At 67.5% G+C, this 24,477-nt stretch carries 26 protein-coding genes; 7 read left to right on the forward strand and 19 right to left on the reverse strand.

The window, feature by feature from the left end; all coding sequences use genetic code 11:
- The 4 genes from I4484_RS11005 to galU all read right to left on the reverse strand — a co-directional run bounded on the left by I4484_RS11005 (window position 1) and on the right by galU (window position 5,149).
- Window positions 1-1,872 carry an autotransporter assembly complex family protein gene (locus I4484_RS11005; RefSeq protein ID WP_330932856.1) on the reverse strand — a complete coding sequence of 624 codons (1,872 nt, stop codon included), beginning with the start codon at window positions 1,870-1,872 and terminating at the stop codon, window positions 1-3.
- A gap of 65 nt (window positions 1,873-1,937) precedes the next feature.
- Window positions 1,938-2,855, reverse strand: coding sequence for a hypothetical protein (locus tag I4484_RS11010; RefSeq protein ID WP_197447355.1), 918 nt, complete (start codon window positions 2,853-2,855; stop codon window positions 1,938-1,940).
- A 78-nt stretch (window positions 2,856-2,933) separates the two neighbouring features.
- The gene (locus I4484_RS11015; RefSeq protein ID WP_197447356.1) at window positions 2,934-4,253 is read right to left on the reverse strand and encodes a UDP-glucose/GDP-mannose dehydrogenase family protein; all 1,320 of its coding nucleotides are present in this window, start codon (window positions 4,251-4,253) and stop codon (window positions 2,934-2,936) included.
- Between the two features lie 5 nt (window positions 4,254-4,258).
- Entirely contained in the window at window positions 4,259-5,149 is an 891-nt protein-coding gene (gene galU, locus I4484_RS11020; protein WP_197447357.1) for a UTP--glucose-1-phosphate uridylyltransferase GalU, read from the reverse strand.
- Window positions 5,150-5,312: 163 nt separating this feature from the next.
- Between galU and ubiG the strand changes: the two genes are divergently transcribed.
- Both ubiG and I4484_RS11030 read left to right on the forward strand, forming a co-directional pair.
- The gene (ubiG, locus tag I4484_RS11025; RefSeq protein WP_197447358.1) at window positions 5,313-6,032 is read left to right on the forward strand and encodes a bifunctional 2-polyprenyl-6-hydroxyphenol methylase/3-demethylubiquinol 3-O-methyltransferase UbiG; all 720 of its coding nucleotides are present in this window, start codon (window positions 5,313-5,315) and stop codon (window positions 6,030-6,032) included.
- Window positions 6,029-6,691, forward strand: coding sequence for an HAD-IA family hydrolase (locus tag I4484_RS11030; protein ID WP_197447359.1), 663 nt, complete (start codon window positions 6,029-6,031; stop codon window positions 6,689-6,691). The genes ubiG and I4484_RS11030 overlap by 4 nt, the downstream gene beginning before the upstream one ends.
- Before the next feature lie 32 nt (window positions 6,692-6,723).
- Here the strand turns inward: I4484_RS11030 and I4484_RS11035 are convergent, their stop codons facing one another.
- From I4484_RS11035 to I4484_RS11095, 13 genes are all read right to left on the reverse strand, one after another.
- Entirely contained in the window at window positions 6,724-7,482 is a 759-nt protein-coding gene (locus I4484_RS11035; RefSeq protein ID WP_197447360.1) for a YciK family oxidoreductase, read from the reverse strand.
- A gap of 27 nt (window positions 7,483-7,509) precedes the next feature.
- Window positions 7,510-8,280 carry a tol-pal system protein YbgF gene (ybgF, locus tag I4484_RS11040; protein ID WP_197447361.1) on the reverse strand — a complete coding sequence of 257 codons (771 nt, stop codon included), beginning with the start codon at window positions 8,278-8,280 and terminating at the stop codon, window positions 7,510-7,512.
- 36 nt (window positions 8,281-8,316) lie between these two features.
- Window positions 8,317-8,853 (reverse strand): peptidoglycan-associated lipoprotein Pal, encoded by a 537-nt coding sequence (gene pal, locus I4484_RS11045; protein ID WP_197447362.1) that lies wholly within the window; start codon window positions 8,851-8,853, stop codon window positions 8,317-8,319.
- Window positions 8,854-8,890: 37 nt separating this feature from the next.
- Window positions 8,891-10,186 (reverse strand): Tol-Pal system beta propeller repeat protein TolB, encoded by a 1,296-nt coding sequence (tolB, locus tag I4484_RS11050; protein ID WP_197447363.1) that lies wholly within the window; start codon window positions 10,184-10,186, stop codon window positions 8,891-8,893.
- Complete coding sequence (tolA, locus tag I4484_RS11055; protein WP_197447364.1) at window positions 10,186-11,475, reverse strand: cell envelope integrity protein TolA; 1,290 nt, start codon at window positions 11,473-11,475, stop codon at window positions 10,186-10,188. Before tolA ends, tolB begins: the two co-directional genes overlap by 1 nt.
- 31 nt (window positions 11,476-11,506) lie before the next feature.
- The gene (gene tolR, locus I4484_RS11060) at window positions 11,507-11,944 is read right to left on the reverse strand and encodes a protein TolR (protein WP_197447365.1); all 438 of its coding nucleotides are present in this window, start codon (window positions 11,942-11,944) and stop codon (window positions 11,507-11,509) included.
- 12 nt (window positions 11,945-11,956) lie between these two features.
- Entirely contained in the window at window positions 11,957-12,634 is a 678-nt protein-coding gene (tolQ, locus tag I4484_RS11065) for a protein TolQ (protein ID WP_179951204.1), read from the reverse strand.
- 8 nt (window positions 12,635-12,642) lie between these two features.
- Complete coding sequence (gene ybgC, locus I4484_RS11070) at window positions 12,643-13,065, reverse strand: tol-pal system-associated acyl-CoA thioesterase (RefSeq protein WP_197447366.1); 423 nt, start codon at window positions 13,063-13,065, stop codon at window positions 12,643-12,645.
- Entirely contained in the window at window positions 13,062-14,099 is a 1,038-nt protein-coding gene (ruvB, locus tag I4484_RS11075; RefSeq protein WP_197447367.1) for a Holliday junction branch migration DNA helicase RuvB, read from the reverse strand. The genes ybgC and ruvB overlap by 4 nt, the downstream gene beginning before the upstream one ends.
- Before the next feature lie 90 nt (window positions 14,100-14,189).
- Complete coding sequence (gene ruvA, locus I4484_RS11080) at window positions 14,190-14,804, reverse strand: Holliday junction branch migration protein RuvA (RefSeq protein WP_197447368.1); 615 nt, start codon at window positions 14,802-14,804, stop codon at window positions 14,190-14,192.
- A gap of 136 nt (window positions 14,805-14,940) precedes the next feature.
- Window positions 14,941-15,480 carry a crossover junction endodeoxyribonuclease RuvC gene (gene ruvC / locus I4484_RS11085; RefSeq protein ID WP_197447369.1) on the reverse strand — a complete coding sequence of 180 codons (540 nt, stop codon included), beginning with the start codon at window positions 15,478-15,480 and terminating at the stop codon, window positions 14,941-14,943.
- A gap of 118 nt (window positions 15,481-15,598) precedes the next feature.
- Complete coding sequence (gene aspS / locus I4484_RS11090; protein WP_197447370.1) at window positions 15,599-17,377, reverse strand: aspartate--tRNA ligase; 1,779 nt, start codon at window positions 17,375-17,377, stop codon at window positions 15,599-15,601.
- A gap of 54 nt (window positions 17,378-17,431) precedes the next feature.
- Window positions 17,432-17,704, reverse strand: coding sequence for an FmdB family zinc ribbon protein (locus tag I4484_RS11095; RefSeq protein ID WP_197447371.1), 273 nt, complete (start codon window positions 17,702-17,704; stop codon window positions 17,432-17,434).
- A 155-nt stretch (window positions 17,705-17,859) separates the two neighbouring features.
- On the opposite strand from I4484_RS11095, the gene I4484_RS11100 reads away from it, so the two are divergent.
- Genes I4484_RS11100 through I4484_RS11110 form a run of 3 tightly spaced genes read left to right on the forward strand, consistent with a single transcriptional unit; the run spans window position 17,860 to window position 20,690 of the window.
- A complete protein-coding gene (locus I4484_RS11100; protein ID WP_197447372.1) occupies window positions 17,860-18,807 on the forward strand; it encodes a D-2-hydroxyacid dehydrogenase in 948 nt (315 codons plus the stop codon).
- Entirely contained in the window at window positions 18,804-19,730 is a 927-nt protein-coding gene (locus I4484_RS11105) for a ribokinase (protein WP_234283488.1), read from the forward strand. Before I4484_RS11100 ends, I4484_RS11105 begins: the two co-directional genes overlap by 4 nt.
- Window positions 19,731-19,748: 18 nt before the next feature.
- Entirely contained in the window at window positions 19,749-20,690 is a 942-nt protein-coding gene (locus I4484_RS11110; RefSeq protein ID WP_197447373.1) for a nucleoside hydrolase, read from the forward strand.
- Between the two features lie 15 nt (window positions 20,691-20,705).
- On the opposite strand, the gene I4484_RS11115 is transcribed toward I4484_RS11110, so the two are convergent.
- Window positions 20,706-20,978 (reverse strand): acylphosphatase, encoded by a 273-nt coding sequence (locus I4484_RS11115; RefSeq protein ID WP_197447374.1) that lies wholly within the window; start codon window positions 20,976-20,978, stop codon window positions 20,706-20,708.
- Window positions 20,979-21,223: 245 nt separating this feature from the next.
- Here I4484_RS11115 and I4484_RS11120 point away from each other — a divergent pair, with 245 nt between their 5' ends.
- Window positions 21,224-22,261, forward strand: a complete 1,038-nt coding sequence (locus tag I4484_RS11120) for a Glu/Leu/Phe/Val dehydrogenase (RefSeq protein WP_197447375.1) — start codon at window positions 21,224-21,226, stop codon at window positions 22,259-22,261.
- Window positions 22,262-22,302: 41 nt separating this feature from the next.
- On the opposite strand, the gene I4484_RS11125 is transcribed toward I4484_RS11120, so the two are convergent.
- Window positions 22,303-23,208 (reverse strand): YihY/virulence factor BrkB family protein, encoded by a 906-nt coding sequence (locus I4484_RS11125; protein ID WP_197447376.1) that lies wholly within the window; start codon window positions 23,206-23,208, stop codon window positions 22,303-22,305.
- A 135-nt stretch (window positions 23,209-23,343) separates the two neighbouring features.
- On the opposite strand from I4484_RS11125, the gene I4484_RS11130 reads away from it, so the two are divergent.
- Window positions 23,344-24,420 carry a bifunctional nicotinamide-nucleotide adenylyltransferase/Nudix hydroxylase gene (locus tag I4484_RS11130; protein ID WP_197447377.1) on the forward strand — a complete coding sequence of 359 codons (1,077 nt, stop codon included), beginning with the start codon at window positions 23,344-23,346 and terminating at the stop codon, window positions 24,418-24,420.
- Window positions 24,421-24,477 lie beyond the last annotated feature (57 nt).

A 24,477-nucleotide genomic window follows, 5' to 3' on the forward strand; every position in this document is an offset into this window, starting at 1 on the left:
TTAGAATTCCGGGCCGATGGCGAAGTGCAGGCGCCACGAGTTCTCCTCGTCATCGAAGGGATGGGCGATGTCGAAGCGCACCGGCCCCACGGGGGAAATCCAGCGTACGCCGAGGCCGGCCCCGGTATTGAGGGCCTGCGGCCACCAGTCGTCGAAGGCATCCCCGCTGTCGACGAAGGCCGCCCCCCACCAGTTGCCGGTGACGCGGCGCTGGACCTCGACGCTGCCGGCCAGCATCTGCTGGCCGCCGCGCAGCAGGCCCTCTTCGTTGCGGGGCGCCAGGGTCTCGTAGCCGTAGCCGCGAACCGAACGATCGCCACCGGTGAAGAAACGCAGCGAGGGAGGGACCTTGGAGAAGTCGCTGGTCTCGATGGCGCCCAGGGCGAGACGAGTGACGAAGCGCAGATCGTCCCCCAGCATGCGTATCCACTCGGTATTGCCCGTCATGCGCAGGAAGTCGGCACCCGACCCCCAGGACGTGTCGGAATACTCGAAAGTGACGCGTTGGCGATCGCCCCAGGTGGGGAAGCGAGGATCACGGGTCCGCACGCGCGACCAGCTCACCCCCGGGTAGTAGATGAAGACGCTCTCGTCCTCCCCGCCCTGGGTGAAGTCCTCGTAGGTAGCGCGCGCGAACAGGGTCTGCACCCAGCGGTTGTCGAACTCCCAGCGTCGAGCCAGCTCAACGGTCGCCTCGTTGGATCGCGTATCCTCGTTGTCGCGGTGGCGCAAGCCGTACTGGAAGCGGTACTGATCGCGCAGGGGGTCGTCGAGCGGCATCAGGTAGGTGCCGCTCAGCTGCTGTTCCGGCTGCGAGAGAAAGACGTCGTGCTCGAGGCTGTGACCATAGCGGTTGATCCACGGCTGGTTCCAGCCGAACTGCAGCCGCGGCCCGACATCGGTGGCGTAGCCGATGCCGGTCTCGAACTGGTGGCGATCGGCGGGATCCAGCGCCACGTCGATTGGCATGCTGGGGCGCTCGGGGGCATTGAGCCGCGCGGCGGCGTCCAGCGCCAAGGCGGAGAGCCGGGGGCCTGCGGTCATGGCCGTACGCGACGACGGCGCCTGCGGCAGCGCGGCGTCGCCCTCGGTTTCCACCACGTTCCACCAGCCCAGGGTCGGCGGCGCCAGGGCCAGCTCACGACGGGCATCGAGCCGGGGTCGCACACTGACCGAGCTGAACCAGTTGGTCTGCCCCAGGCGCTGGGCATAGAGCGCCACCTGACTGGCCCGATAGGGCTCGCCGGGCTCGAAGGGTGCCAGGTTGCGCAAACGCTCCTCGACGATGTGGCTGCCGCGAATGGCGATGTCGCCGAAGGCGTAGCGCTGCCCGCTGTCGAGGGTGAGATAGAGCCTGGCACTCTGGTCGAAGGGCCGCACCTCCATGCGCCGGTCGGTGAAGGCCCAGTCGAAGTAGCCGCGCTCGAGCGCGAGATTGGCCAGCCGGCTGCGCATGCGATCCCAGGGCGCATGCACCAAAGGGTCCCCCTCTTTCAGCGGGAAGGCGCCCAAGGTGTCGTCGAACGGCTCGTCCCCGGCAGCCTCGCCTTCGAGGCGAACGTCGAGAACCTCGATCACCACCCGGGGGCCGGGGTCGATGGCGAGGCTGACGTAGCGCGGGGGATCCTGTTCATCGAGCCGTGGGCGCACCCGCGGCTCGTAGTAGCCATAGACGCGCATGGCCTCGCGCGTGCGGCGTACCGCCTCGCCTTCCAGACGACGGCGGTCATACTGCGCAGCATCCAGATCGTCGAGGTAGTAACGAACGTTGTCGGCAACGTCGCCTTCCAGTCCGTCGATACGTGCCTCGAGTGCCAGCGCTCCATGCACCATGCCGAGACACAGGGCCGCCGCCCCCATGCGTGAGATCACGCCTCTTCCCATATTCACGGCTTCCCGACTTGACTCTCGCCCGGCCCGCACCTGGGCCAGGCAGATTACCGCAGGGCTTCCAGCCCTGCGCTGAGTGACAGCTGCTCCTGACGCAGCTCACGGAGCTCGGCCTCCATCGAGGTCAAGCGCCCCCTCAGGGTCTCGATGTCCTGGGCGGCATCGCCGCGCTCGGCAACCGCCTCGAGCTCGCCGGACAGCTCGTCGAGGCGCTCCTGCAGGGCCGCTTCCCGTGTCGCGAAGCTTTCCTCCAGCGCGGCAAGCTCCTGTTCGACGAGCTGCCGGACTTGCTGATCCGTGCTGTCGAACCGCTCATCGAACGATGCTCTCACGCCCTGCTGGCTTTCCGCCAGCTCCTCCTGCTGAGAGCGCAATTCGTCAAGGCGCTGGCCGTGGCGCTCGCTGGCCTCGGCCAGCGCCTCGACCCTGGCGGCCAAGGCGTTGCGCCCCTCCTCGCCGGCACGTTCCAGCGAGTCGAGGGAGGCGCGTACCGCCACCAGCAGGGCATCACGATCCTCGGCCTCCTCGGCCAGCCGCCCGAGCCTGGCCGACACGTCATCGACACGTTCGTCGAGCGCCTCGAACCGAGAGGCGTCCCCTTCGCTGACCTGCTGGACCTCGACCTCCAGCCCCGCCATGCGTGCCACGATCGACTCGGCATGCTCCTCGGTGGAGGAGAGACGCGACTCGATGTTCTCCAGACGATCGCCGCGCCCCTCTTCCGCATCGAAGCGGGCATGGACGTTGGACATCTCGGCGGAAACTTGCTGCAGCTGGGCATTCAACCGTTCGCGCTCCTGCCAACCCAGCCATATCGCCACGAGCAGCAGGGCCAGAAGCAGCAGTACGGCGAACTTCAGTGGCCACAGGCGTGGTTGCGGTTGGGAAGGACGGCGCGGCCTTGTCAGGCTGGAATCCGGATCGGGCACGATGGGACGTCGCTCGGAGGGACGCGCTTCGGGCATGTCAAGCTCCTTGTGGGCAGATGCGGCAGGCGCCTGTCCATTGTAAGCAGGTCAAGCACCTGCGCGCACACTGCTGCCTCAACGCGTCGCCGGCCGCTCTCGCGCATCCGCGCGGCGACCGATGCCCCGGTAGGTCAGTCCCCAGCTGGCCACGTGGTTGGGGTCGTAGATATTGCGGCCATCGAGCAGCAGACGCTCGCGCAGCAGCTCGGCCAGGCGCGGCCAGTCCGGGTTCCAGTAGTGCTTCCATTCGGTGACCAGCATCAGTGCATCGGCACCCTCGCAGGCGGCATAGGGGTCGCCGTCGAACAGCGACAGCAACGGATGGTCGCCCACGGCGGCGTGCAATGCCGGGGTCGCCGCCGGATCGTGCAGTCGCACCCGCACGCCCTGGGCCCATAGCGCTTCGAGCAGCGTGAGCACCGGGGCGTGATCGATGCGCGCCGAGCCCGGCTTGAAGGCGGCCCCCCAGATCGCCAGGGTGCGCCCCTCGAGCTGGCCCTGGAAATGGGTCCAGAGCTTGCGGAAGAGCGTCTCCTTCTTCTGCTCGTTGATGTCCAGCACCTGCTCGAGCAGCGCCGAGTGACGCCCGCTGGCCTCCTGCACGTCGGCCAGGCGCATCAGGTCGCGCGAGAAATGCGGTCCGCCGAAGCCGCAGCCGGGATAGAGGTACTCGTAGCCGATTCGCGAATCCGCCCCCATGCCTTGGCGTACGTATTCCACGTCGACCCCCAGGCTGTCGGCGAGCCCCGCGATCTCATTCATGTAGCTGATCCGCGTGGCCAGCATGCCGATCGTCGCCAGCTTGGTCAGTTCGGCAGCCCGGCGCGGCATCAACTGGATCACGTCGCGGCGACGATTGAAGGCACGCAGCAGTTCGCGCACCTGGGTCTCGGCCTGCTCGTCGTCGCAGCCCAGCAGCCAGCGGCCCGGACGGGTGAAGCTGGCCCACGCCCGCCCCTCCTCGATCATGTCGACCAGGGCCACCGCGCGCCGCGCGCCGCTCTCCAGGCGCGCCTCCAGCCGCTCGGTCTCGCCGACGGGAAAGGTCGAGTTGTTGACCAGGGTCAGCGGGCCCGGTTCGCGCGAGGCGACCCGGGCGACCAGGTCACCGGCTTCCTCGCGCTGCTCAGGCGACAGCGCGAGCCAGAGGATGTCGACACCTTGCGGCGAGGTGTCGGTTCCACCCTCCCCGTTGGCCAGGTGCAGGGTCCCCTGCTCCAGCCCCTCCTCGAGGCGGTCGAGCAGGTCCGGCTCCCGGCGCAGCCAGTCGGCCTTGCTGAGCGATGGCCAACGCATGCTCTCGTGCGGCACCCAACGCACCTGATGGCCGACCCAGGAGAGTGCGGCGGCGGCTGTCGCCGCCGCCAGCTCACTGCCATGTATCTCGATGCGCATGACGCTCACCTCGCCTGGCTATAGCGGGCCAGCAGCTCGCGGAAGCCTTCGCCGAAGCGCGGGTGACGGCGGCCATAGACCAGCGTGGCCTCGAGATAGCCGAGCTGATGCCCGCAGTCGTAGGTCTTGCCGCGCATGCGCCAGGCATCGACACCGTCGCGCTGACGCAGCGTCTCGATGGCGTCGGTCAACTGGATCTCGTCGCCGGCGCCGGGGGGCGTCTCGGCCAGCAGGGGAAAGATGCTGCCCGGTAGCACGTAGCGACCGATCACCGCCAGGTTGGAGGGCGCCTCCTCGCGAGCAGGCTTCTCGACCACGCCGGCCAGCGGACAGGCATTGCCGGCAGTCGGAGCCTCGCCTTGGGGACTCACGATGCCGTACTTGTGCACGTTCTCCCAGGGCACCTCCTCGACCATCAGCTGCGAGCGCCCGGTCGCCTCGAAGGCCTCGAGCATGCCGGCGAGGTCGTTGCGCTCGAGTCCCTCGTCGTCGACCAGCACGTCGGGCAGCAGCACCGCGAAAGGCTCGTCGTCGCCGATGACGGGGCGCGCGCAGAGCACGGCATGCCCCAACCCCAGCGGCTCGTGCTGGCGCACGCTGATGATGTTGACGTCGGCGGGCACGATGGCACGCAGCTCGTCGAGCAGCTCCTGCTTGTTCTTGGCCTCGAGCGTTGCCTCGAGCTCGTAGTGAGTGTCGAAGTGGTTCTCGATGGCGCTCTTGCTGGCGTGGGTCACCAGCACGATGTCACGGATACCGGCCTTCACCGCCTCGTTGACCACGTACTGGATCACGGGACGGTCGACGATCGTGATCATCTCCTTGGGAATTGCCTTGGAAGCCGGCAGGCAGCGGGTGCCGAAACCGGCCACGGGCAGTACGGCCTTGCGGATCATGGGTGCCTTCCTTGTCGGTTGATGAATGGACGTGAACGATACTCCCCGGGCCGGTCCTTGATTCCGTCATGGGAAAGCCCGGGCAGCTACGGGTACAATGTGCATGATACCGAAGGTAAAGAATGTTGCCAGGGTGCCGGACCAATTGACACGGAGAGACCACATGAGCGCTACCCTCCACCACAATGTCGACCAGGGCGAGATCGCCAAGTTCGAGGCCCTGGCCAGCCGCTGGTGGGATCCGCACAGCGAGTTCAAGCCGCTGCACGACATCAATCCGCTGCGCCTGGACTTCATTGACGCCCGCTGTGGCCTGGCCGGCCGCGAGGTGCTCGACGTGGGCTGCGGCGGCGGCATTCTGGCCGAGGCCATGGCGCACCGCGGCGCGCGGGTCACCGGCATCGACATGGGCGAGGCGCCGCTTGGCGTGGCACGCCTGCATGCCCGGGAGAGCGGCGTCGAGGTCGCGTATCGCCAGGCCAGCGCCGAGGCCATGGCCGCCGAGCACCCGGGCAAGTTCGACGTGATCACCTGCATGGAGATGCTCGAGCACGTGCCCGACCCCGGCTCGGTGATCCAGGCCTGTGCCACCCTGGTCAAGCCCGGCGGCCACCTGTTCTTCTCGACCATCAACCGCAACCCCAAGGCCTATGCCCTGGCCATCGTCGGCGCCGAGTACCTGCTGCAGATGCTGCCCCGCGGTACCCATGAGTATCGCAAGTTCATCCGCCCTTCCGAGCTGGCCGGCTGGTGTCGCGAACACGGGCTTGCCGTTCGCGAGCAGAGCGGACTGGTCTTCAACCCGCTGACGCGCCGCTATCGCCTCTCGCCGCGGGACGTCTCGGTCAACTACCTGATGCACTGCCGCCGGGAGCCGGCATGACAGCTTCGCCCCATGCCCTGCTGTTCGACCTCGACGGCACGCTGGTCGACACGGCCCCGGACCTGGCCCGCGCCACCAATGCCCTGCGCGCCCACCATGGCCTCGCGCCGCTGCCCTACCCGCTGATTCGCGCCCAGGTGTCGAACGGTGGCAGTGCCCTGGTCACCCTGGCGCTGGGGATCGAGCCGGCGCACCAGGACCACGACGCGGCGCGTCAGTTCCTGCTCGACGCCTATGGCCAGGCCGTGGCGGAAGAGAGCTGCCTGTTCCCCCACCTCGACCGGCTGCTGGCCAGCTGGGAAGCGGGGAGCCGCCCCTGGGGCATCGTTACCAACAAGCCCCGCGCCTATGCGGCGCCGCTCGTCGAGGCGCTGGGTCTGGCACCGGGCGCGCTGCTGTGTGCCGATGACCTGCCGCAGCGCAAGCCGGCGCCGGAACCGCTATGGGCCGCCGCCGAACAGCTGGGCGTACCGGCCTCGCAGTGCTGGTACATCGGCGATCACCTGCGCGACATGCAGGCGGCCCGCGCCGCCGGCATGGTCGCGGTGGCCGTCGGCTACGGCTACATCGAGGAGGGAGACGACTACCGGGAGTGGCCGGCCGACTGCTGGTTCGAGACCTGCGAGAAACTGGTCGAAGCCCTGCTGGAGCCTGCCTGAGACGCCCCAGGCAGTCCCGCGCAGCCATTTGCTTACCTAGGCGGCTGGGCGTCGAAGCGCTCGCCGTTGTGCCCTTTGCTCTCCGGCCCCATCAGCCACAGGTAGGTCGGCATGATCGCTTCCGGCGTGCGCAGGGTATTCGGGTCTTCTGCCGGGTAGGCATTGACACGCATCGCCGTACGGGTCGCCCCGGGATTGAGCGAATTGACGCGCAGCGTACCCAGGTGCTCGACCTCGTCGGCGAGGACTTCCATGAAGCCCTCGGTGGCGAACTTGGACACCGCGTAGGCCCCCCAGAACGCCCGCCCCTTGCGCCCGACGCTGGATGAGGTGAAGACCACCGAGGCATCGGGCGAGGCCTGCAGCAGCGGCAGCAGGGCCTGGGTCATCCAGATCGGCCCGTTGAAATTGACCTGCATCACCTGCTCCCACAGCTCCGGGTTGTACTGCTCGAACGGCGTGATGCGACCCAGCAGCCCCGCGTTGTGCAGGATGCCGTCGAGCCGGCCGAACTCCCTGTCCAGGGTCTCGGCCATGTCATGGTAGTCCTTGTGCGTGGCGCCCTCGAAGTTGAGCGGGAAGATGGCCGGCTGGGGGCCGCCGGCGGCCTCGATCTCGTCGTAGACCTTCTCCAGCTTGGCGATGGTGCGGCCCAGCAGGATCACGGTGGCACCGTGTCGAGCGAAGGCCAATGCCGCCGCCCGACCGATACCGTCGCCGGCCCCCGTCACGAGGATGATGCGATCGGCGAGCAGGTCGGCCGGTGCCACGTAGTCGATCTTGCAGGTCATCTTGGCTCCTTGGACGAGACCAGTCCGCTACAGGGACTGGCGCAGGAAATCGTTGGCAAGCCCCGCCGCGCTGGAGTCGGGGTAATCGTCACGCACGCGCTCGAGCAGCCCACGACTCTCGTCGAGTTCGCCCTGACGCGCCTTGATCAGGCCCAGCTTGTAGAGCGCATCGGGCACCTTGCTGCTCTGCGAGAAGTTGTCGATGACCTGGCGAAAGGCGGCTTCCGCCTGGTCCAGGTTGGCTTCCGCCGAGTGCAGCTCGCCCAGCCAGTAGTAGCCGTTGGCGGTCAGGTTGGTATCGGGGTAGTCGGTGACGAAGGCTTCGAAGGCCTGGATGGCCTCGGCGAACTCCCGCGACTGGACGCGAGCGAAGGCGGCCTGGTAGGCGGCCTGGGCGTCGGGGCTGTTGCCGCTTGGCGAGGGGGTCTGCGCCACCTGGCGGGCCGACTCCTGATCGACCTGCGGGTTGGCCTCGATGCCGGCGCTGCCGGCCATCAGCCGCTCGTCGAGATCGAGGTACTGCTGGCGGGTCTGGTTGCGCAGCTGCTCGAGCTGGTGGCGCAGTTCCTCGATCTGTCCGCGCAGCTGCTGAATCTCGCGCTGATGCTCCTGCAGCTGGTTGTACATCACCAGACTGCCGCCGGCCTCCTCGCGCACCTCGGCCTGTTCGAGGAACCCCCGCGGCTGTGCGGTGCGGTCTTCGACGATCGGGCGCTGCTGGGCTTCTACAAGGCTCATCACGGACAGCGGGAGCACCAGGGCTCCCGCGCCGCACAGCCTTTTCAGACTGTGTCTCATGCTTCACTCCATTGGCGCACGTCGGCGCCAGTTCGCTCAGTAGGCAAACACGACGCGGCGGTTCTGGGCATGAGCATCGTCGCTGTTGCCACGTGCAGCCAGGCGCTCCTCGCCATAGCTCACCACCTCGAACTGGGACGGGGAGACGCCCTGCACCTCGAGGAAACGCTTCACCGCGTTGGCACGACGCTCACCCAGCGCCATGTTGTACTCGCGGGTGCCGCGCTCGTCGGTGTGGCCCTGCAGCACGACGCGTGCATTGCTATTGGAACGCAGATAGCGCGCATGCGACACCAGCACCGATTCGAATTCCGGACGGATGCTGTCGCGGTCGAAGTCGAAATAGATGGTGCGAACTTCCGGGATGCGGCCGTCGGCCTGCTGGCCGGAACGGTCGCCGCTGACGCCGGAGCCGCTGACCTGGCCCGAGCCGGCCGTTCCGGTCCCGACGCCGCCATTGGCGCCCGTGCCATCCATGGACCCGTCACGGCTTCCCCCGGTGCTCGAACAGCCGGCAACCAGAGCCAGGGACAGGGCAATTGCCAGGATTCTGGCATGCGACTTGAATTGCATCGTCAAACTCCTCACAGGATTCGAATGACACGTACCATTAGTTCAAGAACGGTGACCATGCGGGTTCACGCACGTCACCCTGTGCCGAAGGCAACCGGTAGGACGCCCGTCCATCGGCCGACACGGCCCCCAACACCCCGCTGTTACCTTGCTGGGTGGCGAAGATTACCATGGTCCCGTTGGGTGCAACACTAGGGGATTCATCCAAACGGGAGTCACTGAGTACGACCAGGCGGCCGGAATCCAGGTCCTGCCGCGCCACCTGATAGCCGTCATTGCTGCGATGGATCAGGAACAGCGACTCGCCGTCCGGCGAAATGCGTCCCCGCGCATTGTAGTTGCCGGTGAAGGTCAGGCGCTCGGCCTCACCGCCACCGAAGCTGTAGCGATAGATCTGCGGCCCACCGCTGCGATCCGAGGTGAAGATCAGGCTGCGCCCGTCGGGCGACCAGGCCGGCTCGGTGTCGATGCTCGAGTTGTTGGTGATGCGCTCGAGATTGCGCGAGCCGACATCCATCACGTAGATCTCGGGCTGGCCGTCCTTCGACAGGGTCATGGCCAGGCGACGTCCGTCGGGCGACCAGGCCGGCGCCCCGTTGATGCCGTCGAACGAAGTCAGCCTGGTCCGCTGCCCGGTGTTCACGTCCTGCACGTAGATCGCCGGTCGCTCGGTCTCGAAGGAGACGTAGGCCAGCCGACGGCCATCCGGCGACCAGGAGGGAGACAGGATCGGCTGGCGCGAATTCAGCACTTGCTGGCTATTGTGGCCATCGGCATCGGCAACGTAGAGAGCATACTGTGCGTCGTCACCGGTGCCCTGGGCGGTGACATAGGCGATCCGGGTCGAGAAAGCCCCTCGGATGCCGGTGATGGCCTCGAAGATCTGATCACTGACGAAGTGAGCGACGGCACGCAACTCGTTGGCGCCACCAGTGACGCTCTCGCCGAGCATGCGGCGCTGACCGCTGACGTCCATCAGCTCGTAGCGGATGCGGTAGCCCTCCGCCCCGCGGCTGACCTGACCGACGACCAGATAGCGCACGTCGAGCGCACTCCACTGGCCATAGCGCACCTGGTCGCCGGAGCTGGGACGGTCGTACATGGCATCGCGCGGCAGTGGCTCGAAGAAGCCACTGCGCTCCAGATCGTCACTGATGATCTGGGCCACGTCCCCGGGCAACTCCTCGCCGTCTGCTGCGAACGGCACGATGGCGATGGGGGTCGCCCGGTCGCTGCCGCGGGTGATCTCGATGGTCAGGTCGGACTGAGCATGGGCGAGCGCGCCGAACATCAGCAGCACGGCAGCCAGCCAGGTGGTCATCAGGGCTTTCATCAGCGTACATCTCCCGGTGTGAAACGCAGATTGAACTGGCGGAAGTCACGTTGCGCCGTTGGCGGCAATTGGCGCAGTTCGTTGAACGGGGCGGCAGCTTCCACCGCCTGAATGGCGGAGCGGTCGAAGCTGCTGTCTCCGCTACTCTGACTAATGGTAGCGCCAAACAACTCTCCCGAGGGCCCGAGCTGGACCTGAACGGTAGCAGACAGCCCGCCGCTGGCCCCGGGCGGGATCACCCAGGCCTGCTCCACCGCACGGCGGACCAGGTTGATGAAGCTGTTGGCCGCCTCCTGGCCCTGCCGGGCATCGGCCACGCTATCCGACTCGCCCTCGATGGCACGCTCGAGTCCCTGGGAGGCAGCCTCCGCTGCACGGCGCGCCTCCTCCTCGCGACGCCGCTGCTCCTCGGCCTCGCGCTGGCGCTGGGCTTCCTCCTCGGCCTCGCGCTGGCGTTGGGCTTCCTCTTCGGCCTCGCGCTGGCGCCGGGCTTCCTCCTCGGCCTCGCGCTGGCGTTGGGCTTCCTCCTCGGCCTCGCGCTGGCGCCGGGCTTCCTCCTCGGCCTCGCGCTGGCGCCGGGCTTCCTCCTCGGCCTCGCGCTGGCGTTGGGCTTCCTCCTCGGCCTCGCGCTGGCGCCGGGCTTCCTCCTCGGCCTCGCGCTGGCGTTGGGCTTCCTCCTCGGCCTCGCGCTGGCGTTGGGCTTCCTCTTCGGCCTCGCGCTGGCGCCGGGCTTCCTCCTCGGCCTCGCGCTGACGCCGGGCTTCCTCCTCGGCACGACGCTGCTCCTCGGCCTCGCGCTGGCGCTCGGCCTCCTGTTCCTCGCGCAGCTGGGCCTGCCGCTCGGCCTCCTCGGCGCGGCGCTGGGCCTCCGCCTCGGCTTCCTCGCGGGCCTCCTGCAAGCGGCGCGCCTCCTCCTCGCGTTCGGCCTGCTCCTGCTCGGCCTGGCGCGCCTGCTCTTCGGCCGCCTGCCGTTCGGCCTCCTCACGCGCCTGCTCCTCGGCCTCGGCCTGCCGGGCCTCTTCTTCCTGTTGCGCCTGCTCCTCGGCCTGCCGGGCCTCGGCGCGCGCGCGGGCCTCCTCGGCCCGCTGGGCCTGGTCGGTCGTGGTCTCGGTGCTGACGAGCGTGGCCTGGACGATGGAGGTCGTCTGCGACTCCGGCTGACGCTGGGGCAAGGTAACCACGCTGAGGATCAACACCAGCACGTGCAGGCCAATCGCCAGCAGCGCCGGCACGCCATAGCCGACCGGTCGGTCACTTACATGAGCAGGTCCACGCTGACGTCGGGCCATCACGTCTCCTACTTTGCTAATCAAGAAGCGCCTAATCACGCGGTGGCGGCTCGGAAATCAGCCCGACATTGGCCACGCCGGCCACCTGCAGAGTGCTCATCAGGGTCACGATTTCGCCATAGGGGACGTAGCGGTCGCCGCGCACCATGACCGGCGTGCCGGGCTGGCGATCGAGCAGGATGATCACCCGGTCACCCAGCTCCTCGAGCTCCACGTTCATCTCCTCGCCGCCGATCGAGAGGTAGTACTGCCCCTCTCGATCCACCGACACGATGATGGGTTCTCGGTCCTCTTCGACGTCGATCGGCTCGGAGGTGACCTGGGGCAGCTCGACCTGCACGCCCTGGGTCAGCATCGGTGCGGTGATCATGAAGATGACCAGCAGCACCAGCATGACATCGATGAAGGGGACGACGTTGATCTCCCCCATCGGCTTGCGGCGGCCACCGCGGTTGAACGGTCCATGCATGTCGCGACTCCCTCAGGCGGCGCCGGCTTCGCTGCGGCCCTGCAGATTGCGATGCAGGATGGAGTGGAACTCTTCGGCAAAGTCCTCGTACTTGCCCAGCATGCGGTCGGTTTCGGACGACAGGCGGTTATAGAAGATCACCGCCGGGATGGCGGCGAACAGGCCCATGGCGGTTGCAATGAGCGCCTCGGCGATCCACGGCGCCACGGTGGCCAGCGTGGCCTGCTGGGCCATGGAGAGCGACTGGAAAGAGCCCATGATGCCCCACACGGTGCCGAACAGGCCGATATAGGGGCTTGCCGAGGCCACCGTGGCCAGGAACACCAAGTGCAGGGTGAGGCGCTCCTCCTCCCGCGACCAGGCGACACGCATGCTGCGCTGAACGCCGTCGAGGATGGCATCGGCGCTCTTGGTCTTGGCCATCAGGCGATTGAACTCACGAAAACCGGCGCGGAAGACATGTTCGGCGCCCTGGGTCTCCTGCTCGGAGGGTGTCTCGCGGTAGAGCTCGTTGAGGTCGACCCCCGACCAGAAGCGCTCTTCGAATGACTGGTGCGCCCGGCGTGCCCGACGCAGCACGAAGGTGCGCTGGAAAATCACCACCCAGGAGAGAATCGAACCTATCACCAGGATCAGCATGACCAGCTGCACCACGGTGCTGGCGCTCATGATCAGGTGTGGTATTGACATGGAGTCGTTCACGGGCTTCCTCGCTGATCTTGCAGTTGACCGTTGAGAACCGCGGCGAGCGCCGGCGGCCAGGGCATGGGTTTGAGACGCACGGCATCCACACAGGCGATGTCGACCCGCGCCTCGCACAAGGGTTCCTCGCCACGCATCACCGCCTGAGAAAATCTCAACCGGCAGCGGCCGGTGGTTTCGACGGCCGCCGTGACCGAGAGTTCGTCGTCGAGATGGGCGGGCTTGGCATAGCGGCACTCGAGCCGGTGCACCACCAGTTGGATACCGGCGTCGAGCAGTTCACGCTGGGTGAAGCCGCGCTGGCGCAGCCACTCGCTGCGCGCCCGCTCCATGAACTTGAGATGGTTGACGTAGTAGACGATGCCACCGGCATCGGTATCTTCGATGTAGACCCTCAGCGGCAGGCGAAAATCACTCACTGACGCACCTCGCCAGAGGCATCCAGAGCCTGCTCGTGCGGCACCAGGTCGAAGTGCTGCCAGGCCTGGCGGGTCACCACCCGACCACGGGCAGTACGCATCATCAGGCCCTGCTGGATCAGGTAGGGCTCGATCACGTCCTCGATGGTATCGCGCTCCTCGCCGATCGCCGCCGCCAGCGAATCGATACCCACCGGGCCACCGTCGAACTTCTCGATCATGGCCAGCAGCAGGCGACGGTCCATGTGGTCGAGCCCATGGTGGTCGACGTGCAGCATGTTCAGCGCCTGATCGGCCACTGTCGCGTCCACCTGGCCATTGCCGCGCACCTGGGCGAAATCGCGCACCCGGCGCAGCAGTCGGTTGGCGATGCGCGGCGTACCGCGCGAGCGGCGCGCCACCTCGCGGGCACCGCCTCGGTCCGCCTCGACGCCGAGCAGCCTGGCCGAGCGCGCAACGATCTCGGTGAGCTCCTCGATGTCGTAGAACTCCAGGCGCTGGACGATGCCGAAGCGGTCACGCAGCGGAGAAGTGAGCAGGCCGGCCCGGGTGGTGGCGCCCACCAGGGTGAAGGGCGGCAGATCGAGCTTGATGGAGCGTGCCGCCGGGCCCTCGCCGATGACGATGTCGAGCTGGAAGTCCTCCATCGCGGGATAGAGGATCTCCTCCACCACCGGCGACAGGCGGTGGATCTCGTCGATGAAGAGCACGTCGCCGGGCTGCAGGTTGGTGAGCATGGCGGCGAGGTCGCCGGCTCGCTCCAGCACCGGCCCGGAGGTGGCCTTGAGCCCTACCCCCATCTCGGCGGCAATGATGTTGGCCAGCGTGGTCTTGCCCAGCCCGGGAGGACCGAACACCAGGGTATGGTCGAGACTCTCGTCGCGCCCCCGCGCCGCACTGATGAAGATCTCCAGCTGCTCGCGCACGCGGGGCTGGCCGATGTACTCGGCTAGCCGCTTGGGGCGAATCGCATGGTCGACGCGGCTCTCGCCCTCGCGCTCGTCGGCGGCGATCAAGCGATCATTGTGCATCATGTCGAACACTCGTGGCGCTCATGAAAATGCCCTCTGTCACCGATCGGATGAATCCTGGCACCGTGATGGAGACATGCGTCGAGCCTCGCCCTAACCCGCCATGCGCCGGGTCAGCGCCGCCTTGATCATGGCCTCGGTCGACAAGCCTTCGTCGAGCCCCGAGAGCATCCTGGCCGCCTCGGTGGGCTTGTAGCCCAGGCTGACCAGCGCGGCCTCGGCGTCGGCCAGCGGGTCCTGACGCCCCTGTCCGGTGGCGGGTGACGGCTTGGCGCCGGCGAGGTCGGTCGCTCCCGGGTGTTCCCAGTGGGGAAAGCGGTCGCGCATCTCGACGATCAGGCGCTCGGCGGTCTTCTTGCCGACACCGGGCAGACGCGTCAACGCCTTGGCGTCATCCTCCATCACGCAGCGGATGAAAGCCGTCTCGTCCATGCCGGATAGAATCGCCAGGGCCAGCTTGGGGCCGACGCCATTGACCTTGATCAGCGCACGAAACAGTGCCCGCTCCTGCTCGCTTGCGAAACCGAACAGCAGATGCGCATCCTCGCGCACGGTGAGGTGCGTATAGAGAGAGACGGGCTCCCCCGCCCCGGGCAACGCCATCAGCGTCGTCATCGAGGCTTCGAGCTCGTAGCCGACGCCGGCCACGTCCACCACCAGCCAGGGGGGCTGCTTCTCGAGCAGGGTGCCACGCAGGCGTCCGATCATGGAATTCAGTGTCCCGATCCGTATACGACCATGGCCAAAGGCCTTCCTGGCGCCACTATACTGATCACTCAAGCGCCTGACCAGTCTAGAGTAAACGGTGTTCGACAATTAATCGACTGCCGCTGCCCGGCCTCATTCAAGGGCGGAAATCGCGCCAGGAACCGCCTCGGCGCCGCGAGCGATGCCCGCCGAAACTGCCTCGGGTCAGCAGCCCGAGCCTGGCATGGGCGTGGGTCAGCGCGATGGCCAGGGCATCGGCGGCATCGGCCTGCGGCGAGGCGCCGAGCCCCAGGATCGCGACCACCATGTGCTGCACCTGGGCCTTGGTCGCCCCACCGCTGCCGGTCACCGCCTGCTTGATCTGGCGCGGCCCGTATTCGTCGACCGGCAGGCCATGGTTGGCGGCGCAGACGATCGCCGCCCCTCGCGCCTGGCCGAGCTTGAGCGCGGAGTCCGGGTTCTTCGACATGAACACCTGCTCGATGGCCACTTCCCCCGGACGATACTCGCCGATCAATTCGGCGATACCCGCATAGATGCGCGCCAGGCGCTGCGGCAACTCGACGTCCTGCAGGCGGATGCAGCCGCTGGCCACGTAGCGCGGCGTGGGTGTGCTGACGTCGAGCACGCCGTAGCCGGTGATGCGCGAGCCCGGGTCGATACCGAGGATCAGCACGCTGCGTTCCCCCGTTCGCGGGCGACCGACACGCGCCCGGCATGACGTCGCTTGACGCGTCGTGAAACCGGCGCCACGTGGGCGCCGGTTTCTTTCATCGCACAGCAGGCTGGCGTATTCACTCCTGCCCTTCCGCCTTGGCCTTCTGGCGCAGGCGGATGTTGAGCTCGCGCAGTTGGTCGCCGCTCACCTCGCCCGGGGCGTCGGTCATCAGGCAGGCCGCGCTCTGGGTCTTGGGGAAGGCGATCACTTCACGGATGGTGCGCGCCCCTGCCATCAGCATCACCAGGCGGTCGAGACCGAAGGCCAGGCCGCCGTGGGGCGGCGCGCCATAGTGCAGGGCGTCGAGCAGGAAGCCGAACTTCTCGCGGGCCTCCTCCTCGCCGATGCCGAGGATCTCGAACACGGTGCTCTGCATCTGCTGGTCGTGGATACGGATCGAGCCGCCACCCAGTTCGGTACCGTTGAGCACCATGTCGTAGGCTCGCGAGAGCGCCGCGGCCGGGTCGGACTTGAGCGCCTCGGGGCTGCACGAGGGCGAGGTGAACGGGTGGTGCAGCGGACTCAGGCGCCCGCTGTCGTCGGTCTCGAACATCGGGAAGTCGACCACCCACAGCGGCGCCCAGTCACGGGTATAGAGGTTGAGGTCCTCACCCAGCTTGACCCGCAGCGCCCCCAACGCCTCGTTGACCACCTTGGCCTTGTCGGCGCCGAAGAAGACGATGTCGCCATCCTCCGCACCGATGCGGTCGAGCAGCTCCTCGATCACGTTCTCCATGAACTTGACGATCGGCGACTGCAGGCCCTCGAGCCCCTTGGCGCGCTCGTTGACCTTGATCCAGGCCAGGCCCTTGGCGCCGTAGATACCGACGAACTTGGTGTAGTCGTCGATCACCTTGCGCGACATGCTGGCCCCGCCCGGCACCTTGAGCGCCGCCACGCGGCCGTCGGCGGCATTGGCCGGGCCGGAGAAGACCTGGAAGTCGACCTGCTTCATCAGGTCGTCGACGTCGACCAGCATCAACGGGATGCGCAGGTCGGGCTTGTCGGAGCCGTAGCGATCCATGGCGTCGGCCCAGCTCATGCGCGGGAACTCGGGCAGCTCGACGTCGAGCACGTCCTGGAACAGCTCGCGGATCATGGATTCGGTCACACCCATGATGTCCTCCTCCTCGACGAAGGAGGCCTCGATATCGATCTGGGTGAACTCGGGCTGTCGGTCGGCGCGCAAGTCCTCGTCGCGAAAGCACTTGGCGATCTGGTAGTAGCGGTCGAAGCCGGCCACCATCAGCAGCTGCTTGAACAGCTGCGGCGACTGCGGCAGGGCAAAGAAGCTGCCCGGATGGGTGCGGCTCGGCACCAGGTAGTCGCGCGCGCCCTCGGGCGTGGCGCGGGTCAGGATCGGCGTCTCGATGTCGAGGAAGCCCTGGCCTTCGAGGAAGGCGCGCACGTGGTGCGAGATGCGCGAGCGCAGGCGCAGCTTCTCGATCATCTCGGGCCGACGCAGGTCGATGTAGCGATGCTTGAGGCGCACCTCCTCGCCCACCTTGCCATGCTCGTCGAGCTGGAACGGCGGCGTGGCCGCCGTGTTCAGCACCTCGACGTCCTTGGCCAGCACCTCGACCAAACCGGTGGGCATCTTGGGGTTCTGGGTGCCTTCGGGGCGCAGCCGCACGCGACCGGAGATGCGAAGCACGAACTCGCTGCGAGCCCGGTCGGCAGTGGCGAAGGCCTCGGCGGTGTCGGGGTCGACCACGACCTGGGCGATGCCGTCGCGATCGCGCATGTCGAGGAAGATCACGCCTCCGTGGTCACGGCGGCGGTGAACCCAGCCGCACAGGGTGACCGTCTGGTCCACCAGGGTCTCGTTGAGCTGGCCGCAATAATGGCTGCGCATGTCGTATCCTGTTTCGTTAAGCGTTGTCTGTGAAATGGTCGGTATGGGTCACGGTCAGGCCGCGGCGCCGTCCTTCGCCGGCGCCTTGCTCTGCTTGCCTTCTCCGCCGCCACTTCCCGAATCGCCGGCGAGGTTCTTCTTGCTGCCGGATTTGAAGTCGGTCTCGTACCAGCCGCCGCCGGCCAGACGGAAGCCCGCCGCGGAAACCAGGCGGCCGAGCGCCGGTGCTTCGCAGGCGGGACAGTCGGTCAGGGGAGCGGCGCTGAGCTTCTGGAGCTTCTCCAGTCGATGGCCGCAGGCCTTGCACTGATATTCATAGATGGGCATGGTTCAATTCACTCCTGATTCGACAGCGCGCAACCAACGGCGATATAGGGTCGAGCGGTGCACTTTCCAAGCCTGCCGTGAAAGCCCGATAGTATAACGTGCCCTGCAAGGCCTGTCCCAGCCCTGCCGCGGCGAACCAACACAAGGAATCCAGCATGAAAGCCGTGATACTCGATGCCGCCAGCCTGGGCCCTGACGTCGACCTCACCGCCATCCGCGAGCAGGTCGATACGCTGGAGGTCCACCAGACCAGTACCACCGCGCAGAGCCGCGAGCGCCTGGCGGGCGCCGAGATCGCCATCGTCAACAAGGTGGTACTCGACGGCGCCACCCTCGAGGCGCTGCCCGAGCTCAGGCTGATCTGCGTGCTGGCCACCGGCACCAACAACATCGACATGGCCACGGCGGAGCGCTTGGGCGTTCCGGTGCGCAACGTCACGGCCTACGGCACCGCCAGCGTGGCCCAGCATACGCTGATGATGATCCTGGCCCTGGCCAATCGCCTGCCGCTCTACCAGCGCGACGTGGCGACCGGGCGCTGGAATCAGAGTCCCTTCTTCTGTCTGATGGACCACGGCACGCTGCAGCTCGAAGGCAAGCACTTGGTCATCGTCGGCCAGGGCGAGCTGGGCAGGCGCGTGGCTGCGCTGGCAGAAGCCTTCGGCATGCGTGTCAGTTTCGCCGCCCGGCCCGGCAACGAGGCCGGCGACAGCCGCCCTGGCATCGCCGAGCTCGCCCCCGAGGCCGACGTGATCAGCCTGCACTGCCCGCTCACCGAGGCCACCCGCCACCTGATCGGCGCCGACCTGCTCGCCTCGCTGAAACCCGGTGCCCTGCTGGTGAACTGCGCCCGCGGCGGCATCATCGACGAGGAAGCGGCACTGGAAGCGCTGCGCGGCGGGCGCCTGGGCGGACTGGGTGTCGACGTGCTGCCGGTGGAACCGCCGCGTGACGGGCATCCCCTGCTCGACGCCCTGGGCGAGCCCCTGAACCTGATCGTCACCCCGCACAACGCCTGGATCACCCCCGAAGCGCGCCAGCGCATCGTGGCGCTCACCGGTGACAACCTGCGCCGCTGGAAGGCCCAGCGGGACGGAGCATGACCATGCTGCACAACTCCATGCTTCACAACCTCGGCTCGATCAACCTCGACCACTTCTATCGGGTACCGCACCTGGTCCACCCCGGCGAGACGTTGGCCAGCCGCAGCTATCAGGTCGGCCTCGGTGGCAAGGGCGCCAATCAGTCGCTGGCCATGGCCCTGGCCGGCGGCCAGGTGTGTCACTGGGGGCGGCTGGGCCGACAGGACGGCTGGGCCCGCGACAGGCTGGCCCGCGCCGGGGTCGACGTCACGCATGTCGAACTGGTGGACGAGCCCAGCGGCCATGCCATCATCCAGGTCGACGACCATGGTGAGAACGCCATCATTCTCTGCCCCGGCGCCAACCACGGCTTCACCCGCCGCCACCACGAAGCGCTGTGCGAGACGGCCAGGCCCGGCGACTGGCTGCTGGTGCAGAACGAGTGTAACGCCCTGCCCGAGCTGCTCGAGTGCGCCCGCCAGCAGGGGCTCGCCATCGCCTTCAATCCCGCGCCGATGAGCGACACGGTGCTGGCGCTGCCGCTGGAAGCCTGCCAACTGCTATTCGTCAACCGCGGCGAGGCCGCCTGGCTCGCCGGCCTGCCCGAGACGAGCGACGCCCGCGTACTGCTGGAAGGCTTGCACGCGCGACTGCCGGCTACAGCCACGGTGTTGACCCTCGGTCGCGAGGGCGCCTGGTACCAGTCCGGCAGCGAGCGTCACTTCCAGCCCGCGCTGCCGGTGGCGCCGGTGGATACCACCGGCGCCGGCGACACCTTCATCGGCTTTTTCATGGCGGCGCTGCAGGAGCAGCGCTCACTCCCCGACTGCCTGGCGTTCGCCGCTCATGCCGCGGCGCTCGGCGTACAGCGCCCCGGCGCCGCCGACAGCATCCCGTCCCGCGACGAGGTCGAACGGTTCCTCGCCAGCCCCTCAAACGCCTGACACCCACAAGGAGGCAACGTGTCGCATCCGATCATCTTCGATACCGACCCCGGCGTCGACGACGCCCAGGCCATCGCCATCGCCCTGCGCCATCCCGAGATCGAGCTGCTCGGCCTGACCACCACCTACGGCAACGTCGACATCGAGACCGCCACTCACAACGCCCTGCTGCTGAGCGAGCTGGCCGGTCGCGACATCCCCGTCGCCCAGGGTGCCGCCGGCCCCATGGTCAAGCCACGCCACCCGGCGCCGGCCCACATCCACGGTGCCAATGGCCTGGGCAACATCGAACTGCCCGAAGTGAGGGGCGAGAAGGATCCGCGCAGCGCCGCCCAGTTCATCGTCGATACGGTGAATGCCCGCCCCGGCGAGGTCACGCTGGTCGCGGTGGGGCCGGTGGGCAACCTGGCCGCCGCCCTGCAGCTCGACCCGGGGCTGACCGAGAAGGTCAAGCGCGTGGTGATCATGGGCGGTTCGATCCGTGAGGGTGGCAACGTCACTCCGGTGGCCGAAGCCAACATGTTCAATGACCCGCATGCCGCCCAGCGCGTGCTCACCGCCGGCTGGCCGCTGACCCTGGTCGGGCTCGACGTCACCCACCGCTGCGTGCTCAGCCAGGCGCACATGCATCGCATCGAGGCGGGCCAGGGCGAGCTCGGCAAGGTGCTGGCCGGCAGCTACGCCTTCTATCGCGACTTCTACCGTGAATTCCTCGGCATCGACGGCTGCTGTCCCCACGACAGCTGCGCGCTGGCCTGGCTGCTGCGCCCGGAGCTGTTCACCACCGCCCCGGGGCACCTGTCGGTCGTCACCGAGGGCATCGCCGAGGGCCAGACCCTGTTTGCCCCCGAGGGGCGCGGCTTCATTCAGGAGCGCTGGTCGCAGACGCCCCTGGCGGAGGTGTGCCTCGAGGTCGACGGCGAGGCCGTGGTGGAGTGGATTGCCGACACCCTGAGCTAAGGGGCCTCCCCGGCATTACAAACAGACGAAGTTGTCCGGGTCATGACACTCCAGCGCTTCCAGCTCGACGTGCGTGACCCGGGCATTCGGCGGCCCCTGCCACAGCCAGTTGGCAACCTGATTGACCGCCTCGCCGTCACCGCACAGCAGCACCTCGACCTGGCCGTCGGCCAGGTTTCTGGCATGGCCGGTCAGGCCGTGCTGCAGCGCCTGCTCCTGAACCGCCCGGCGGTACCACACACCCTGTACCTTGCCAGCCACCAGGGCCTTCACGCAGCGCTTGTTCATGCTTCCCTCCTCGCTCCGCCAGTTGGTGTTCGTCCATCCCAGTCTGGCCACTCGCGTCAAGCCTGAACAGGAGATCGGTATCAACGCTCGAAGCCGGCGAGCGGGATTCCAGCCATCTGCCCAAATGCTCTAATCTAGATAGTAGGGATGCGGCCTCGCCACAAGCAACGGCCGCCCCACTGGAAGCGCTGCCACCCACCGCGCTTACGACCACAACAATGGATCCTCACAAGGGAGATAACGCCATGCGGGTCTTCGACCACCCCGAGTTCGACCATCACCAGCAGATCGTCTTCGGCTGCGATGAAGCCAGCGGTCTGCGCGCCATCATCGCCGTCCACGACACGCGCCGCGGTCCCGCCCTGGGCGGCCTGCGCATCTACCCCTATGCCAACGAGGTTGACGCCCTCACCGACGTGCTGCGGCTGTCCCGCGGCATGACCTACAAGTCGGCCCTGGCCGACCTGCCCCTCGGCGGCGGCAAGGCGGTCATCATCGCCGATCCCCGTCGGGACAAGACGCCTGCCCTGCTGCGCGCCATGGGCCGGCTCGTCGAATCGCTGGGCGGACGCTACATCACCGCCGAGGACTCCGGCAGCGGCGAAGAGGACATGCGACTGATTCGGGAGGAGACCCGTCACGTCAGCGGCCTGGGCCATGACGGCGAGTCCGGCGACCCTTCGCCCTTCACCGCCCATGGCGTGTTCTGCGCGCTGAAGAGCACCGTGCGTCATCGCTTCGGTCGCGACGACCTGAAGGGCCTGCGCGTGGCCATCCAAGGTGTCGGCCACGTCGGCGCCCACCTCGCCCGCGAGCTGCACGAAGCCGGCGCCCAACTGCTGTTGACCGACATCGATCGCGGCAGCCTGGGCCTGCTCAGCGACGAACTGGGGGCGCGAAGTGTCGCACCGGGGGAAATCTTCGATGTCGATGCAGACGTCTTCGCTCCCTGCGCCATGGGCGCCGTGCTGACGGAAGCGGTGGCCGAACGGCTCAAGGCCAAGGTGGTCTGCGGGGCGGCCAACAATCAGCTCGCCACGCCCGACGTGGCGGAGCGCCTGCATGCGCGTGGCATCCTCTACGCCCCCGACTACGTAGCCAACGCCGGCGGCGTCATCGAGGTTGAGGCCCAACGCCATGACCACTACGACCGGGAAGCCGTGATGCGCCACGTGGAGCGGATCTCCGCCACCATCGACGAAATCCTCACGCGCGCCCGGGAAGAGGACAGCAACCCGGCAGAGGTGGCCGACCGGCTCGCCCGCGAGCGCCTGCAAGGCTGAGCCGTTGCCGGGCGCCATCGGCGCCCGGCTTCGTCACTCGCTCACTCCGTCAACAGCTCGCGCCTGACGATCACGGCGCTGTTGCGCGGTACCACCTCACGCCCCATCGCGACCACGTAGCTACGCGTGAAGGCGGCGCCGAACAGCAGGATCAGCGAGCTGTAGTAGACCCACAGCAGGATCATCACCAGCGAACCAGCGGCGCCGTAGGTCGAGGCGGTCGCGGTATAGGCCAGATAGTAGGCGATGGCACTGCGACCGATGGCGAACAGCAGTGAGGTGACCAGCGCTCCCAGCAGTACGTCCCGCCAACTCAGCACCACATCGGGGAGCACCTTGAAGATCGTCGCGAACAGCGCGGCGATCACAGCCAGGGAGATGAGGAATTCCGCCCCGGCCGTCAGCGGCCCCACCAGCGGCATGGCGTCGTCGATGGCCTGCAGCACGGCACGCAGCATCACGCCCACCAGCAGCGAGACGAGCAGGATGAAGCCGATGGCGAGCACCACCGTGAGCGACAGCAGTCGCTGCTTGAGGAATACCAGGACACTGTTGCGGCTGGGCTTGGCGGTCACGCCCCAGATCATGTTCAGTGAATACTGCATCTGGGCGAACACCGTGGTGGCCCCCACCAGCAGGCCGCCAAAGCCGAGCAGGGTCGGCACGAGACCCGACTCCTCGATACGCGACGCCGCCACCGCCTGTTCGACCGCTCGCGCCGCCTCTTCACCCAGCGTTCCCTGCAACTGGGCGACGATCTGCCCCTGGGCGGCATCCTCGCCGAACACCACGCCGATGACAGCAACGGCGATGATCACCGTCGGCGCGAGCGAGAACAACGTGTAGAAAGCCAGCGAACCGGCATAGCTGAAGGCATTGCGCTCCAACCACAGGCTGAAGCCTTGCTGCAGCGCATTCCACCAGAACCTTAACGAGAGACTGTGCACGCCACCTCCTTGTCAACAACTTTCGTACCCAGCTTAGGCAATCGAAATGCTCCTGTCGGCCAAAGGCTTGCATTGCAGCCCCAAACCGACCGCGCCCATAATAAGGCCCCCGAGCCACACGCGAAGGATACGCCGATGAGCGATACCGATCACGATTTCGACTGTCTCGTCTTCATCGGGCGTTTCCAGCCTCCCCACCTCGGGCACCTGGCCGTGATCAACGAGGCCCTGCGCCATGCGCGTCAGGTCATCGTGCTCGTTGGTTCGGCCTGGCAGGCACGCTCGCTGCGCAACCCCTGGCGCTTCGACGAGCGACAGGCGCAGCTGCGCAGCTGCTTCGACGAAGAGGAAAATGCACGGCTGGAGATCGTGCCGCTACTCGATGCGCTCTACAACAACGACGTCTGGGTGCGCGACGTGCAGCGCAAGGTGCGCGACATCGCTGGCCATCACCACGCCCGGCTGCCACGCATCGGCCTGATCGGCGCGAGCCGCGGCCAGTCGAGCTACTACCTCTCGCTGTTCCCCCAGTGGGAGTCGGTCAGCGTGCCGCTGGTCGATGGCATCTCCGCCAGCCAGATCCGCGAGCGCCTGTTTCGTTCACCCTCCTCCACCGAGGATTACCTCAGCACCGGGGCAGCCCACGACCTGCCGCCCGGGGTGTGCGATGCGCTGCGCGACTTCGCCGGCAGCGACGCCCACCTGCAGCTGATGGAAGAGCAGACGCTGCTCGACCAGTATCGCAGGGCCTGGGCCAACGCCCCCTACCCGCCGATCTTCGTCACCGTCAACGCCGTGGTGGTGCAGTCGGGCCACGTGCTGCTGGTGCGGCGCACCGCGGCACCGGGCAAGGGGCTGCTGGCGCTGCCGGGTGGCTTCGTCAACCCGCACGAGCGCCTGCTCGACGCCTGCCTGCGCGAACTGCGCGAGCGGGTCCGTCTCAAGGTACCGGAACCGGTACTCAAGGGCTCGCTGCGCGGCCAGCGGCTGTTCGACGAACCCCACCGCAGCTGGCGCGGCCGCACCCTGGCCGAGGCCTTCTACTTCGCCCTGCGCCCCGACCAGCAGTTGCCCCGGCTCAAGCCGGTCAAGGGCGGCGATCACGCGCGCTGGGTACCGTTGGCCGAACTCGAGCCCGACAGCCTGTTCGAGGACCACTTCTTCATCATCCAGAACTTTCTCGGCCTGCCGGCCGACTTCGGCGGGGCCTAAAAGTGCTTTACGGATCGGCGAGCGGCCCTAGCGCAAGGCGACCGGAGCACAGGAGGT

It is taken from the genome of Halomonas sp. SS10-MC5 (assembly GCF_015992245.1).
In the GTDB taxonomy this organism is placed as follows: Bacteria; Pseudomonadota; Gammaproteobacteria; order Pseudomonadales; family Halomonadaceae; genus Halomonas; species Halomonas sulfidoxydans.

What these genes read in the sequence shown, in the direction of transcription:
- I4484_RS11035 (WP_197447360.1), bottom strand. Translation starts at nt 7,482, where the DNA reads ATGACCTGCAAGATCGACTACGTGGCACCGGCCGACCTGCTCGCCGAT.
- tolQ (WP_179951204.1), bottom strand. Translation starts at nt 12,634, where the DNA reads ATGTCAATACCACACCTGATCATGAGCGCCAGCACCGTGGTGCAGCTG.
- I4484_RS11010 (WP_197447355.1), bottom strand. Translation starts at nt 2,855, where the DNA reads ATGCCCGAAGCGCGTCCCTCCGAGCGACGTCCCATCGTGCCCGATCCG.
- pal (WP_197447362.1), bottom strand. Translation starts at nt 8,853, where the DNA reads ATGCAATTCAAGTCGCATGCCAGAATCCTGGCAATTGCCCTGTCCCTG.
- I4484_RS11015 (WP_197447356.1), bottom strand. Translation starts at nt 4,253, where the DNA reads ATGCGCATCGAGATACATGGCAGTGAGCTGGCGGCGGCGACAGCCGCC.
- ubiG (WP_197447358.1), top strand. Translation starts at nt 5,313, where the DNA reads ATGAGCGCTACCCTCCACCACAATGTCGACCAGGGCGAGATCGCCAAG.
- I4484_RS11120 (WP_197447375.1), top strand. Translation starts at nt 21,224, where the DNA reads ATGCGGGTCTTCGACCACCCCGAGTTCGACCATCACCAGCAGATCGTC.
- ruvB (WP_197447367.1), bottom strand. Translation starts at nt 14,099, where the DNA reads ATGATGCACAATGATCGCTTGATCGCCGCCGACGAGCGCGAGGGCGAG.
- ybgF (WP_197447361.1), bottom strand. Translation starts at nt 8,280, where the DNA reads ATGAGACACAGTCTGAAAAGGCTGTGCGGCGCGGGAGCCCTGGTGCTC.
- I4484_RS11105 (WP_234283488.1), top strand. Translation starts at nt 18,804, where the DNA reads ATGACCATGCTGCACAACTCCATGCTTCACAACCTCGGCTCGATCAAC.
- tolR (WP_197447365.1), bottom strand. Translation starts at nt 11,944, where the DNA reads ATGCATGGACCGTTCAACCGCGGTGGCCGCCGCAAGCCGATGGGGGAG.
- galU (WP_197447357.1), bottom strand. Translation starts at nt 5,149, where the DNA reads ATGATCCGCAAGGCCGTACTGCCCGTGGCCGGTTTCGGCACCCGCTGC.
- I4484_RS11115 (WP_197447374.1), bottom strand. Translation starts at nt 20,978, where the DNA reads ATGAACAAGCGCTGCGTGAAGGCCCTGGTGGCTGGCAAGGTACAGGGT.
- I4484_RS11095 (WP_197447371.1), bottom strand. Translation starts at nt 17,704, where the DNA reads ATGCCCATCTATGAATATCAGTGCAAGGCCTGCGGCCATCGACTGGAG.
- I4484_RS11100 (WP_197447372.1), top strand. Translation starts at nt 17,860, where the DNA reads ATGAAAGCCGTGATACTCGATGCCGCCAGCCTGGGCCCTGACGTCGAC.
- I4484_RS11030 (WP_197447359.1), top strand. Translation starts at nt 6,029, where the DNA reads ATGACAGCTTCGCCCCATGCCCTGCTGTTCGACCTCGACGGCACGCTG.
- ruvA (WP_197447368.1), bottom strand. Translation starts at nt 14,804, where the DNA reads ATGATCGGACGCCTGCGTGGCACCCTGCTCGAGAAGCAGCCCCCCTGG.
- tolB (WP_197447363.1), bottom strand. Translation starts at nt 10,186, where the DNA reads ATGAAAGCCCTGATGACCACCTGGCTGGCTGCCGTGCTGCTGATGTTC.
- aspS (WP_197447370.1), bottom strand. Translation starts at nt 17,377, where the DNA reads ATGCGCAGCCATTATTGCGGCCAGCTCAACGAGACCCTGGTGGACCAG.
- I4484_RS11130 (WP_197447377.1), top strand. Translation starts at nt 23,344, where the DNA reads ATGAGCGATACCGATCACGATTTCGACTGTCTCGTCTTCATCGGGCGT.
- tolA (WP_197447364.1), bottom strand. Translation starts at nt 11,475, where the DNA reads ATGGCCCGACGTCAGCGTGGACCTGCTCATGTAAGTGACCGACCGGTC.